Source organism: Halorubrum orientale (assembly GCF_059623105.1).
Genome location: NZ_JBSPSR010000012.1, coordinates 34,858 through 48,169, shown reverse-complemented (window position 1 = coordinate 48,169; position 13,312 = coordinate 34,858). Strand labels below are relative to the sequence as shown.

The window sequence follows — 13,312 nt, the reverse complement described above, 5'->3', positions numbered from 1 at the left end:
CCCGCCAGTTGAAACTACTGATTAGAAATCTCGGGTTAGCAGTCGAACGTGGATTGCCTCCGATGTGTCAGATTCATCCTGACCCTAAAGGGTCAGGTATTCTCCTCGATTTTTTATAATGTCCGGGTTGGTGTGATCGGAATTTCCAACGACTATACCTTCCGTAAGAACCTCTCACCAAAGGTCAAAGACAGTCTCTGTGAGACTGAAATCAAGTTCGCACCCTATGATGCCACCGAACTCACACAGATCCTCATGAGGCGCGCTGAGTTGGCGTTATATGACAGCGCTTACAGTAGAGGCATTATCGATTTGGCGTCGTCACTCGCGTATAAGGAAGCTTCCGGCAGTGCCCGGCGTGCGATTCGACTCTTGCGTGGGTCCGCAGAAATCGCTGAGGGTGAGGGTGCAGAACAGATTGCTGAGAGTCACGTCAGAAAGGCAGACAAGAAGATTGAATATGGCAACATCGTCGAATCGATCGCAGATCAAGACGACGAGAAACTGTATATCCTCAAAGCAATTGCTCATTTAGACCTACTTAATAAAACTCCAGCCCGAACCCGTACGGTCCATCGAGCCTATTCACGGGTGGTCCAGGGCTATAATGAGGATGGTGCTAAGGACCCACTCACGCAACGTGGGATGTTCAACCATCTCTCGAAGTTAGTGATGTTTGGCTTTGTAAATACCATCGACCGAAATAAGGGTGCTGGGGGCGGCCAGTGGAACGAGCACGAATTCAGTGACGACGTCGACCCGGCAAAAGTCAAAGAAGCATACGAGGAGCGCGGCCTCAACTGGAAATCAATCAAGACACGTGGCGTCGACCGTTAACCTCCTTCCACACCTGAAGACGCGGGTCTTTTGATTGGCTTTGATAACTCAAGAAAACCGCTGTGTGTCCACGATAGAGGGCAAAAATTTCTCGGGAAAACTGCTGTGTGGCTTCGATTGAGTGGGCAGGAACTCGGGAAAACCGCTGTGTCCTGCCGGTGGATGGTTTCTTGGTACGTTAACCAACATACGGCGATAGTGGCGTAATTGTTGGTTGAATTTTATCGCTCTTATGTAGAGCTGCCGAATGACTGTTACACTGTGCCCACGAGACGAATTGCTCACGCCGCCCGTGGGTCGTCAGTGAGCTGCCACAGTGCGGTTGGCTCGTGAAGATACTCAACGTACTCTGCGGCATACAACCTATCGAGCCGCTTGGTCACTGTTGGTCGTGACAAGCCGGTAAAATCAACGAGTGCGCCTGTCGTCAGATTACCGTGTGTGAGGAACTCCTCAATGACCTTCTCTGTATTGGCGTCGATGCGCAGAGGCATGATAGCGAACCTCTTTGCTAATGCCCCTTATCTCCACCTGTCTGAGACAGTAAATGCGATATATCTTTACTAGTCGTTAAGAATAAGTGTGTGGGCACATGATGAACAGTTGCACACCCGGTCTGAGGAGACAGGCTACAAATGCCCGCGTGGTGACGCACGCGGACCGGGTTCCACCGTGCAAAAGAAGAACCCATGCAAGAGAAGCATACTCACACTCAAGAGCGCACCGATCAACTACGTGAACTCACATCTCGGATTGAGTACCAAGATCTCGGCGAAGACAACATACCGTGTCAAATCTGCAAGCGTGATCTTAGAGAGGGCGACACAGCCACCGTGTATGCCTACCGGGCAGCGGGAACCGCTGGCTTCGACGTTGGATATACCATGTGTGGGGCGGATACCCACGCACACCCGACGGAGTTCATCCGAGGCGTTCACGAACTCATCGTAACCGGTCGCATTGGCCAGTGTACTGATGTGGCGACTCAGTCGTCGTGGCGAGTGTTGCTGGCTCCAAAGCTGGTTGTCGAGAGCCGCCCCAGAACAACGGACGCGCACATACTGGCCGACGCAACGTCGCCCAGTCGCGACGCAACTCAAGTCGACCCGTCTCAGAGAGCGCGGTTGGCCCAAGACAGCGACGTGCACGCCGATACCATGCCGCGTATCGGCGACCGCTCTCAGCGCAGTAACACTGCCCACCGAGAGGAGGACACTCAATGAGCGACCACATCCAGCCGGTGTCATCAGAGCTGTGTGGGCTGTATCACCTCCTCCGTCAGCCGCGGCGGTGTTATCTCATACTGCTCATGGCTCAAGAGAGTCCCCCACACGACGTCCACGAGGTGTCGAAACACGTCGCCGCCGCACTCAACGGCAGTCGCGTGGACGACGTCGCGTGGGACACGTACAAAAACGTCATCGTGTCGATGAAGCAGACACACGTGCCGGCGCTGTCCGAACGGGAGGTGGTCTGTGTTGACAGCGAGTGTCAACAGCTCACCCCTGGCCCACAGTTTGATCTCGCAGTATTGCTGCTTCACACCGGACGTCTGCTGTGGACGTTAGAACAGACAACTCAGTGGTCACCACCAAACACCACGACTGAAATGACCGATTAACAACGAGTACGGGATGCATACGCCCAGTTACCACACGACCGGAACACAGCTACCAATGTGTCTACACGACAACACACTGACCGACACTCAGTATCGCGCAATCAACCACACGCGACCATCACACCTCCAGCAATGACGACTGAACACTACCGCTGTCCACACTGTGGCACCGTCTACGACAACGAACTGATCACGCGCGTGCACGTGACGCGTGCTGACGACGACCAACACGCGAACCGTAACGGGCTCATGCCCGAGTGTGAGATCGAGGTCGTTGATGACGACGGAACCGTCATCGACCACCGGACGCGACAGCCAGACGCGATCGATCTCTCGACACTCACGCGTGATGACTTTCCCGACGATATGACGTCAAAACGTAGAGATGCCGTGTTGGTTGCTGCCCACCATCCAGACGTTACGACACGAACGGAGTTGACTGAACTCATCGGAGAAGAGCTGGCCGGCACGGACCGTGAGCCGCCCGCCGATTGGACGGTCCGACGCGCGCTTGATGCGTTCTACCACCCGCATGAGTCGTCGATGCCTACGGATGAGTCGTTCAGCGAGATTCCTGTCCTTCAGCAAGCAGTCATCCTCGCGAACCTCACCCTTCCGGAAGCGTCGATCGCAGAGGTTGCCGACCGAGTCGGCTGTGCAGCGAGCTACCCGCCACAGGTGATGGAACGACGGCAGTATCTCGCAGACGACTTCACTGACCGGCAGGCCGAAGGAGAGACCCTTGCTGCAATCGTGCGTGACGAGCTGTCTGCTACGCAGGTCGAGGAACTCGTCGACAGCGGGCATCTCGACGAGATCCCGGTCAACGTGGGGTCGTCAGAGGAGACACACGCTACGCCGGACCGTGAGGATGAACCCTCCACCACGTCCGAACGACTTGATAGCGACTGGGGGGCACCGACTGACGACCACGGGGTGATGACGGCAAGTCCACCATTCTCATCCACCAGTGATGAGCATGACGAGAGTGGGCAGACGAGCCGAGACGCCGGCCAGGCGACAACCCAGCCGGCCGGCGATGAGCCCTCTACAGAGAAGACAGCCGATACTGACGGCCAGACAGTGGAAGGCGTTGAGGCCGCCGCGGAGACGACTACGGAGACGCATACTGCCGCCGAGACGCTAGATGCGACCTCGGATGGAGGCACTGCCAGCACAACGGCTGGGTCCGAGGCGGTTGAACCCGGGCCGTCCGGAGCAGAGCTGCCACAGTCGGCTGGCGGGGGAGATGGTATTGCTGGTGACGCCGCATGTAGCCACGCCTACAGGGCGCTTCTCCGTGACGTCCGGCAGCTCAAGTCAAATCTCAGGTTCTTCCGTCAATCCCTCTCCCCGGTTGATGAGACCCCACACGAAAAGTCGCTGGTCATCAGCCTTACCGAGCGGACAGAAGCCCAGTGTGACCGAATCATCCAACGCACAGAGGAGGAGATGGATGTTCATCGCGGTTGATACCCGTCGTGACCGAGTCGTCACCGGGCCGGACTGCCGTCCCGACACAGCCGTCTCAAGCGACACCCACCAGTGTCTATTCTGTGGGAGGTCGCTCGCGTACGAGCCAGCCGGTGGCGACGGGTTCGATTACTTCACCCACGTTGAGGGCCCACCGTGTCTGCCTGCAGGCGGCAGTTCACGGTATCACCGGGTGGGACAGGAACTGATCAGCCAGCACGTCTGTAACATGGTGCCCGTCGCGCCACAGGACGTTGCGATCGACGTGGAAACACACGTTGGCCCGCCGTCGGGGTACCGTGTCGCAGACGTCCTGATTCGAGAGCCCATCCAGTTGGTGATCGAGGTGGTGTACCAGACCTCGGTCGTCCATCTGCGCGACCGACTAGAGACGGCGTTCCGTGACGGGTACGGCGGGATGGTTGCCGTGTTGGCAAACGCCGACGTCTCGGCGGCCCGGGTGGAACGGCATCTCAGTCGCGTTGGAACGATTGAGGTTGCGAGAGTCGACCCGCATCGTGGCAGCGTCGAGATTGGGTCGGTGATCCGGCCAGACATCGTCACGCTCGCACCGGACGCGTGGGAATCCGTGCCCGCATATCTCGCCTAGCACGGTTCAGCTCCTACGCACCAGCGAGTCTGGTGGCGGTGTAGTATCGTGCTGTTACTGTTCTGTTTTGAGTCAGTTCCGATGCAGTGTGTGAATTTCTCTTCCTACTCGCCGTTTTCAAGACCCACTCCTCAAGCGTGGTCTTCCTGTTTCAACGAAATCTTTTGCAAGAACCAACTGATGGAGTCGCCGTCGAACAGCCGCAACACGGTGTCTGCCGCGTGGCGGACGTTCCTCTTGTTGCTCGAATACAAGTGCGAGAGGGAAGAAACGCACTTCGTGGCGGTCAACTCGACTGAACAGAATCGTGATATTGATCATGAAGACCTCGTGGTCTGGTACACGCTAGGAAAAAACCATGTCACCCGACCCGAAGATTGGCCGGTGTTACCCGTTCAGATGGCGAATCTGAAGTTGACGCCGGACAACTTCTTTGACCAGTCTGAGGCCATTGACGTCCCCCCCGAGCACGTCATCAACGAGGGGTGCGAGATCCCGTCTCGTGACGAGTTCCAAGATGAGACAGATCAGAGTATGCAAGCATCAACAGACGACGACTGAGTAGGTTCACTCATCCTGAGGAGACTCGCCGTTTTGATTTCGAATGACGGCGACGGTGATCCACTAGGTGAAACCCGCGTCTGGCTTGAGATCGGTACCGAGCGCATCGACTTTGCTATAGAAGCAATCGCGGCCAGTGAGACCGAGATGGGTGTGCTGGTAGCCGACTGCTACTGCAAGAACAAACGTATATGACCGCCCTCGGCTGTGTCGGTCTCTACTGGGGAGCACGCCACTCGCCAAGTTCGAACTATTAACCAACAAGCGCTGTTACTGCGACGCTGTGTTGGTTAAGCAGTACAAGCGATGCTGGGATGTTGAGCGAGGAAGCTATACCATGTATTGTCGTTGAGGGAATCAGGAACATGCGATACCAGCCGACAGCGGATGTTAACGCAGGCGTCGTTTCACAACCTCACTGAGCTCCTCAGCAGGAATACTCTTGAGCCGGCTATCCTCGCTAAGTGTTTCGAGAACAGCTGCAACCGGTTCATTAAACTTGAACAACAGGTGAACGCCTGATTTGAACCCCCCGCTAGACCGTTCGCTCTCAAGAACTCCGTAGGTACCTGCCTTGTTGATATGGCTGTTAACAGTCTCTTGGGTATACATTTCTGCGTCACTGCCCTCACACAAAATCTTGTAGATATCGTAAACCACGGGGCTCGGTGCCACATCATCATTCTCTTTTGCGACCAAGGACGCAGCGTATAGAGAGAGTTTCTTTTGGACAGACATCCCATCAACAATCTCAAGTACTCGATTTTTTACGACGGAATCGTTTGCCGTTCTGACGTGGCTTTGTGTCACCATCGGGTCACCCTGCCGGTTGGCTATTTCGCCAGCGTCACGCAGTAAGTCGATGGCTCGACGAGCATCACCTTCATTTTGAGCGCCGTACGCAGCTACGATCTCGACCACACCATCCTGAAGTGCTCCGTCTTTGAATGCATCGCGGCGGCGCTCAAGAATTTCGATGAGTTCGTTCGCATCGTAGTCAGAGAAGTGGATCCCGTTCGGATTGTACGAGCTATCAGTTCTGCTGTCGAGGTTCTCTCGGAACTTGGGGTAATTCGTGACGATTACCGTTGAAAGCTGTGTGTCGACGTGCTGTTCAGACATAACGCGGCTGAGACTATACAGTAGACGGGAGTATGCGGGTTCATCCTGGCCCGTACTTCCGGTAAGTGCATCAATCTCGTCTAGAATGAAGACAAGCGAGTCAAAGTGGTCGTCAACGATCTCATACAATCGCGTGTACTTCATATCCGTTGAGACGCCGGTGCGAGGCACATCCCAGACGACACCGGCCTTTCTGGCCGTTTGGCGGCCTAGTTTCCATACGGCGCGATCAAGGGTGTGAGACTCCATCATCTTGAAATTGACCGCGACGAAATCGAAATTGATTCCCGTCTCGTGTGTCCGTTCTTTCACTTTGTTCGCGACGGCCTTCACCGTGAGCGTCTTGCCAGTTCCACTCGGACCATACAAGAGGAGGTCTGGTGGCCGCTCACCATCAAGCGTATCCCGGAATGCGCGGGCCTCGGCTGCTAGTTGCTCGTCTCTGCCGTATATCCTGTCCTGATCGACAATCGTGCTGGAGTCCACGAGTCCCTTGTCTTTGAATACAGATTGTACTTCCCCATCGAGAATGCTGTCCACCACAGACGAATCAGATGAGTCAAGCTTTTCTGATTCGGTGACGGGCTGACTTGGATCGGCCCCACGTTCTGTCATACCACGCATTGTGTAGGCCTCACCAATAGCCTTTGTCGAAATGAAAGGGGGTCCTTCGATATGATGACCCCTTCGTCGATATGAATCATATCAGCCACTTATGTAGTGGGAAACCAACTTCGAAGTGAGGACCCCGACATCGAAATGAAGTGGCTAGAGTCGAAGTGAGAACTTAATATCCGACGCTCTCACCCCACCGTCGAAATGAAATAGTGAAACAGGCGACATCAAGTGCGTATCCTTCCTGTCTCACCCCCCACCGTCGAAATGAAATTAGATATCGCCGTCACAGAGGAGGCCGGATTGTGCTCTGTGATGCCGTTGTTGCTGGCTACGTTCTATTTGAAATCGCTGTTAATGGCTTAGGTACGCGGTACAGAAGGCTTGAACCGGTAGAAAAGAGTACTCAACGCAATCTCAACCTAGATTTCATTTCGAAGATGGGGTGTGTGGATTCTCTATACTATACTCAGCTTTGAACGTTAGCGTCGGCTGTTGAGTGAACGAAAAGGTGGTCGATCTCTTGCATATGGTCATCGACGCCACGATCATCGTTGTCTCGAACCCACGAGAGCAGGTTGTAAACGGCTTCCTTCAGGGAATGTTCGAGGTTCGCTCGAAGCGATGACGCTTTCGAGAGAACCGTTCCCAAGGCGCTCGAATCGGGATCAAGACGAACGAGACTGTAGGCAGCCATCAGAAGGTGCCAGTGCCGACTGGCACCTTCGTCAGTCTGCATCTCGCAGTCTCCCAAGCCGAGATCCTGCTTCGAGTCCTCGAAGAACGTCTCGATGCGCCACCGCATCCCGTAGGAGCGGATCACGTGTTCGGTCGGTGCGTCGATCTTGTTCGTGGCGAGGTATTTGACCGGGTTCTCTTCGTCTTCGTCAGTTTCTTTCTCGGCGATGACCAGCTTCACGTCTCCCAGTTGGGAGACGGGAAGCTTCTTCGTCCAGATGTGGTAGGTCTCGTCCTCAACGTTACGCTCGACGGTGTCGATGCGCTCTGCCAGCGCATCGACGCTGATCTCTTCGCCAGCGTAGGTTACCTGTCGGTTGCTCCGAAGCGGGCCGATCCAGTCGTTGCCGTAGGATTCGATGTGTTCGACGAGGGCAGAATCGTGAGCGAACCACGAGTCGAAGAGGTAGGTGTCCGCTGGGACACCTACCTCGTCTTCGAGTTCGGTGACAATCTCACGGGCGAGATCGTACTTGGTGTCGTGGTTTTGGTCATCTTCGTCCTGTTTTTCGTAGAGGCGGAAAGTGAGTGGGTAGGCAGTTTTGTCGTCAGCGTAGAAGGCGTAGATGAGGTCTTGGCCCCAGACAGTGTCACCTTCGGCGTGATCATAGAAGTGTCCGACGCCGGGGACTTCGTCCCCGGCTTTCTCGGTGATCGTGTCGTCGAGGATGATGTAACCATCCTTCGACCAACGTGTTTCGCCGTGTTTTTGGAGTTCTTCGAGGCGTTCGTGGTTAAATTGCTGTTCGTCCCAGTCGTACTCGGTGAGGAACTTGTTGAGAGCGCGTTTGTCTCCAGCTGGAAGGACTTCGCGTGCGATGCCTGCCACGGTCTTGTTGCTGGCCGCAACAAGACCTGTGGCGTAAGTTTTCGCGTGCTGACGTTGTGCGGGTGACAGCGACTCGAACTCGTCGAATACACGCGTGCACGACAAGAAGTCCGTAATCGGCATCATCCGTGTTCGCTACCGCCTACGTCACGATCCTACTTCAACGTTCAAAGCTGAGTTAACTTAGAAAGCTGTGTACTTGATGCACGGCATATTAGGCTGTTTAGAGAGTGTTTTTTCACTTCGGAATTATGATTTCTCTTACTCGCTCAGCGTGGTTTGACTCGGATTGAACGAACGCTGTGAGGATGGCCTCAACGATCTCGGAGCGGCTAACTCCGAGACCGTCACACTCGGCGATTAGTTCATCTACTTCTCGCACGAGTTGCTCGTCAACAGCGACTCCGAATTTCTCTTTCGCTATAGCTACGACAAGCTAAAAATAGCGTGCATCAAGTGCACAGTGGTTTCAATTCGTTAGAGCTGATTCAGCAAACCATGAGAACTCTTCTATGACACCCTTTTTTAGAATAAGTTCTCGAACAATTCCCGTAATCGGGACTCATCAAGGAACCACGCTATTATTCTGAGGAACACTGACAGTCCCGGCCATGGAAGATGCACATATGACGAGTTACGTGTTTCGTGTATGGTTGCTCCCGAATCCGCCACTGGAGTTCGAACCCGACGAGGAGGTCTGGCGGGACATCGAAGTCGACGGGTCACATACGCTAGCCGAATTCCACGAGGCGATCTTCGAAGCGTTCGAGCGCTGGGACAGCCACGCCTACGAGTTCATCACGCGCAACGAGGACGGCATCGCACTTCGGAGCTACCTCAATCCACAGCTCTACGACGGCGGCCCGAGCTGGCGAGCGATGGACGACGCAGAGATCGACCGTTTCATCGATCAAGCCGTGCCCGACGACGCCTCCGAAGACGCCAAAGCGCGGTTTCGCGAGCTCCAGTCGGATCCGCCGCCGGAAGGTAACGCCGCCGACACCACGATCGACGAGTTGAATCCGGAAGAGCTGGGAGCGCTCTCCTATACGTTCGACATGGGTGACAACTGGGAACACTACATCGAACTCCAGGATACTCGCGACGCACCGTTGGACAGTAGGCCCGTGGTCGTCGACGAACGGGGGGACGCACCGTCCCAGTATCCCGATATGGACGAGTAGCAGGTGATTATCACGCCTACAGTCGTTTTTCGTCAATGATGCCGGCGGTATCTGTCCCGGCGATTGTGTCGGATTCTGCCAGTAGGTCGTCGATCTCGTCTGGATCGTAGACCTCCTTGACGATGCAGTAGTACTGTGACGGCGTTCCGAAGTCGTAGACCATGCTGAGCCGATCCCCTTCTCGGAGCGTCACACGTTCAGCGATGCCTCCGATCGTCACGTCACTCGCGTTCGTGTACGAGGGATCGTCGATCTCCTCATACTGGTGGTCCGGGAGAACGTTGAGTGACGAGTCCAAGTACTCGTCTTCAAGGCCGTACATCCGGAGGTGAAGATCATCGAGCGTACTGAATCGACACACGAGCCGATCGAGTTCCGCTATGGTCGTTTCCGGTCGAACAACGATATCGTACCACTCCTCGCGAGCGCGACCCTTCTGCTTCCAGCGAAGACGGTAGCCGGTGGTGCCGATACGAGAGTCTGCCTCCATGCTTGTATCCTGCCTCAGTTGGTCGATCTCCTCAAGTGTTGCAGCCCAGCAATACGAACAGATCTCATCTGGCGCGTCGCCCTCGAATGCCGTCTTGTCAATACCTTTCCAGTCAACGTATCGTGGTAAATCGATGTATTCACTTGCGGGTGAGCGCGTACTCCGATCACATAGCTTCTCGCCGGGCAACTCCTGACGAGGGGAATAGGTCGACCTGCCGACTGGTTCTGCTTCCACATCGACGATATGGTCGACGGTCCCTATCTGACTGACTTCGATAACAAATCGCTCCAGTATCTCCGTCTCTGATACGGTCGTGCGTTAGTTGTTACCGGCAGTTATGGACAGAGATAGTTCCAGATATTCGGTTCATCAACCGTAGGGAGTCCTCGTTGAATCTGCTGTTTCAGCGTCGCAAGATCAGGAATGAGACGGTGTTTGAACCATTCGTTGAGTCGATCCCAGCATCCTTCGACCGGGTTGAGCTCCGGTAATTTCGGCGGAAAGTACCACACATCGAGATGCTCCTCACCTTCATCATCTCCGCGCACGCACGCGACCGCACTGTCTCCGACAGTGTCGGTCGCGCGCTCACCACTGACGTGCTCCCAGAGATCCCTGTTGTAGAAATACCCCGCACGGTCGAGAAACACCACTAACTCTTCACCGAACCGTTCTTGGAGCGCACCAAGCAGCCAAATTCCTTGCTGTGAGGTAAGATTCTCTTCGGTCCAGCAGTAGAAGCTGTCACCGTCGTCGGTGACAGCACCCAAGACGGTCACTTTATCCCACGAGTTTGATGTCTTTATCGTCGGATTTGAACCGATCGGGTACCAGCCACGTCGTTGAACTGTGCCGACGCGTTTGGTAAACTGATCGACGACAACGACAGTTTTCTCGGTCAGTTCCGGCCGTTTTTTTCGACTGTCTCTTGGAACTCTGCCTCTTTTTCCGGGTCTGCCTCGTGATTGCGCGGCCGTGCTGTCCGGTAGGACAGCTCGGCCTTGCTCATGAGTTTGCGCGCGTGTCCTTTGCTGTATTCAACATCGTATTCATCTTTGACGTGGTCTATCAGCAGCGTTGACGACCACGCTTGTTGTTCGTAGCCGAGTTCGGTCGGTGGCTGCTGGAGTTGCTCGAACAACTGCTCGCGTTGTTCTTGATCGAGTTTCGAGGGGCGGCCTGGTCGATCGTCGTCGTAGGGTGCCCGCTCGATCGGTTCGCGCGCGAACCGATCGAGCCAGTTGCGGATTGTCTTCTCAACGACGCCGTGGCGTTCAGCCAGTCTCTCAAGGTCGTCGCCTTGCTTTCGTCCGATCGCAGCCAGCACCCGTTCCCGAGGGATCTCTCCTTCTGTTTGCTCACGCAGTTCCTGAAGTTCTTCCAGAGTGATACCGTCTAACCGACTCATTACACGAAGTCGAAGCTATATCGGTAAATAGTTTCGCACGACCGTATGACTCGGTCATGGTTTTCGTAGTCTGTTATAGAGAATCAAGGAGAAAACCCACGACTTTACTCGTGGGATGAATCCGACAATATTTAACAAATCATATCTTAGAAATTACGGAAAGCCGAGGAGAAAGCCTCGCGCTTCAGCGCGGGGATGAATCCGACACATCCTTTCACACTCCACCGGCTAATGGTACAGCTGGATATTCCACGCTACTCCAACCCAAGCCTTCAAGTTAGTTTGTCTACATAGATTACGTATGGCGAAACAGGTCGTCACTCGCACCTACACTGCTTCCATACGGAACCAGTCTCGGCTGCAGGACGATCTTGATTCGCTCGGGTTTGCCGCCTCGAAACTCTGGAACGTCGGACGGCGGACATGCAGTCGGATTTGGGATGAAATCGAACACATCCCGAACCACAACGAACTCACCACGTACCTCAAAACCCACGACCGCTATGATGACCTGCATTCGCAGTCAAGTCAGCGAGTCCTTCAAGAACTCGCTGAAGCGTTCAACGGCTGGTACGGAAAACGACGCAACGGGGACACGAGAGCGAACCCGCCCGGCTACCGCAAACATGGCGACGAGCATCCGCGTTCAACGGTAACGTTCGAAGCTGCTGGCTTCAAACTCGATACTCAGTATAACCGCGTCCGACTCTCAAAAGGATCGAACCTGAAGGAGTACTGGTCGGATTTTGTCCTGTGTAAGTACCAAACTCGCCCCGACGTTGACCTCTCCGCCGTGGAGAACGTCCAGCAAGCCAAGATTGTGTGGACGGGCGACGAATGGACACTACACTTCGTCTGTAAGGTCCAAATCGACGTGGCTGACACCCCCGGTGAGAAGACGGTGGGCGTTGATCTCGGGATCAACAACTTCGCCGCGCTCGCGTATGAAGACGGCCACAGCGAGCTGTATCCGCTGAACTGTCTGAAGCAGGACGACTACTACTTGAGCAAGCGGATTGCCCGGTGTGATGACTCGAACTCCGAGCAGGCCACCCGGCTGAACTACAAGAAGTCGGCTCGTCGCACTCACTATTTCCATACGCTTTCGAAACACATTGTTGAACGGTGTGTTGAGCAAGGCGTTGGAACCATCGTGGTGGGCAATCTCTCGGGGGTCCGCGAAGACGATGACACCAACAAGTCGAAAAACTGGGGCAAACACGGCAACCTCGACTTGCACTCGTGGGCATTCGACCGGTTCACCGACCTTCTCGAATACAAGGCGGAGATGGAGAGTATTGTCGTCGAAAAAGCCCCCGAGGAGGACACGTCGAAGTCGTGCTCGTGCTGTGGCCGCAAGCGTGATGCGAACCGTGTCGAACGCGGGTTGTACGTGTGCGACGACTGCGGGACGGTAGCGAACGCTGATATGAACGGGGCTGAGAATATCCGACAGAAAGTACCTCCGAGTTCACCGAGTCTGTCGGTGAATAGGAGTAACGGCTGGTTGGCACAGCCATCGACGTTCCTGTTTGACACGGAAACTGGTGCGTTCGCACCTCAAGAACAGATCACGTCGTAAACCACAATATCCCAACTCAGCGGTGCGGTGCCGTGGGAATCCTCGCGCTTCAGCGCGGGGAGGATGTCAATGTATGGTTGAGCACGCCACCGACAGAGAGCGAAATGAACGCGCTCGTATCGACGACAATACTCACAGCTCAGCGAGTTTCTCAGCGAGTTCCGCACCCTGATCAAGCACCTGTTTGGACGCGCGCACCGACGCTGCATCTTGGCGACCAATAAACAAGGCGAGTGCCC

The 13,312-nt window shown here is 55.1% G+C and carries 13 protein-coding genes and 1 pseudogene; 8 read left to right on the top strand and 6 right to left on the bottom strand.

From position 1 onward, the window contains the following. Positions 1–48 precede the first annotated feature (48 nt). Complete coding sequence (locus ACWUI7_RS12820; RefSeq protein ID WP_496642595.1) at positions 49–837, top strand: Cdc6/Cdc18 family protein; 789 nt, start codon at positions 49–51, stop codon at positions 835–837. A 281-nt stretch (positions 838–1,118) separates the two neighbouring features. Here ACWUI7_RS12820 and ACWUI7_RS12815 read toward each other — a convergent pair whose 3' ends face one another. Beyond that, entirely contained in the window at positions 1,119–1,331 is a 213-nt protein-coding gene (locus tag ACWUI7_RS12815; protein ID WP_496642594.1) for a winged helix-turn-helix domain-containing protein, read from the bottom strand. A gap of 195 nt (positions 1,332–1,526) precedes the next feature. On the opposite strand from ACWUI7_RS12815, the gene ACWUI7_RS12810 reads away from it, so the two are divergent. The 5 genes and pseudogenes from ACWUI7_RS12810 to ACWUI7_RS12790 form a co-directional block, all read left to right on the top strand. Beyond that, on the top strand, positions 1,527–2,060 hold the full coding sequence (locus tag ACWUI7_RS12810; RefSeq protein WP_496642593.1) for a DUF8112 family protein: 534 nt from the start codon (positions 1,527–1,529) through the stop codon (positions 2,058–2,060). Beyond that, positions 2,057–2,458, top strand: coding sequence for a DUF7344 domain-containing protein (locus ACWUI7_RS12805; protein ID WP_496642592.1), 402 nt, complete (start codon positions 2,057–2,059; stop codon positions 2,456–2,458). The genes ACWUI7_RS12810 and ACWUI7_RS12805 overlap by 4 nt, the downstream gene beginning before the upstream one ends. A 132-nt stretch (positions 2,459–2,590) precedes the next feature. Then, positions 2,591–3,931, top strand: coding sequence for a hypothetical protein (locus ACWUI7_RS12800; protein ID WP_496642591.1), 1,341 nt, complete (start codon positions 2,591–2,593; stop codon positions 3,929–3,931). Beyond that, positions 3,915–4,541, top strand: coding sequence for a hypothetical protein (locus ACWUI7_RS12795; RefSeq protein WP_496642590.1), 627 nt, complete (start codon positions 3,915–3,917; stop codon positions 4,539–4,541). The genes ACWUI7_RS12800 and ACWUI7_RS12795 overlap by 17 nt, the downstream gene beginning before the upstream one ends. Before the next feature lie 177 nt (positions 4,542–4,718). Next, positions 4,719–5,102, top strand: a pseudogene (locus ACWUI7_RS12790) (copper amine oxidase); the annotation flags it as partial. 390 nt (positions 5,103–5,492) lie between these two features. On the opposite strand, the gene ACWUI7_RS12785 reads toward ACWUI7_RS12790, so the two are convergent. Both ACWUI7_RS12785 and ACWUI7_RS12780 read right to left on the bottom strand, forming a co-directional pair. Beyond that, positions 5,493–6,764 carry a Cdc6/Cdc18 family protein gene (locus tag ACWUI7_RS12785; protein WP_496642601.1) on the bottom strand — a complete coding sequence of 424 codons (1,272 nt, stop codon included), beginning with the start codon at positions 6,762–6,764 and terminating at the stop codon, positions 5,493–5,495. A gap of 544 nt (positions 6,765–7,308) precedes the next feature. Next, positions 7,309–8,532, bottom strand: coding sequence for an IS701 family transposase (locus ACWUI7_RS12780; protein WP_496642589.1), 1,224 nt, complete (start codon positions 8,530–8,532; stop codon positions 7,309–7,311). Between the two features lie 500 nt (positions 8,533–9,032). Between ACWUI7_RS12780 and ACWUI7_RS12775 the strand changes: the two genes are divergently transcribed. After that, positions 9,033–9,590, top strand: coding sequence for an IS1096 element passenger TnpR family protein (locus tag ACWUI7_RS12775; protein WP_496642600.1), 558 nt, complete (start codon positions 9,033–9,035; stop codon positions 9,588–9,590). Positions 9,591–9,606: 16 nt separating this feature from the next. Here the strand turns inward: ACWUI7_RS12775 and ACWUI7_RS12770 are convergent, their stop codons facing one another. The 3 genes from ACWUI7_RS12770 to ACWUI7_RS12760 form a co-directional block, all read right to left on the bottom strand. After that, positions 9,607–10,344 carry a hypothetical protein gene (locus tag ACWUI7_RS12770; RefSeq protein WP_496642599.1) on the bottom strand — a complete coding sequence of 246 codons (738 nt, stop codon included), beginning with the start codon at positions 10,342–10,344 and terminating at the stop codon, positions 9,607–9,609. A 74-nt stretch (positions 10,345–10,418) separates the two neighbouring features. Continuing rightward, a complete protein-coding gene (locus tag ACWUI7_RS12765) occupies positions 10,419–10,985 on the bottom strand; it encodes an IS630 family transposase (protein ID WP_496642598.1) in 567 nt (188 codons plus the stop codon). Next, on the bottom strand, positions 10,982–11,491 hold the full coding sequence (locus tag ACWUI7_RS12760; RefSeq protein WP_496642588.1) for a winged helix-turn-helix domain-containing protein: 510 nt from the start codon (positions 11,489–11,491) through the stop codon (positions 10,982–10,984). The genes ACWUI7_RS12765 and ACWUI7_RS12760 overlap by 4 nt, the downstream gene beginning before the upstream one ends. 301 nt (positions 11,492–11,792) lie before the next feature. On the opposite strand from ACWUI7_RS12760, the gene ACWUI7_RS12755 reads away from it, so the two are divergent. Further along, positions 11,793–13,073, top strand: a complete 1,281-nt coding sequence (locus ACWUI7_RS12755) for an RNA-guided endonuclease InsQ/TnpB family protein (RefSeq protein ID WP_496642587.1) — start codon at positions 11,793–11,795, stop codon at positions 13,071–13,073. Positions 13,074–13,312 lie beyond the last annotated feature (239 nt).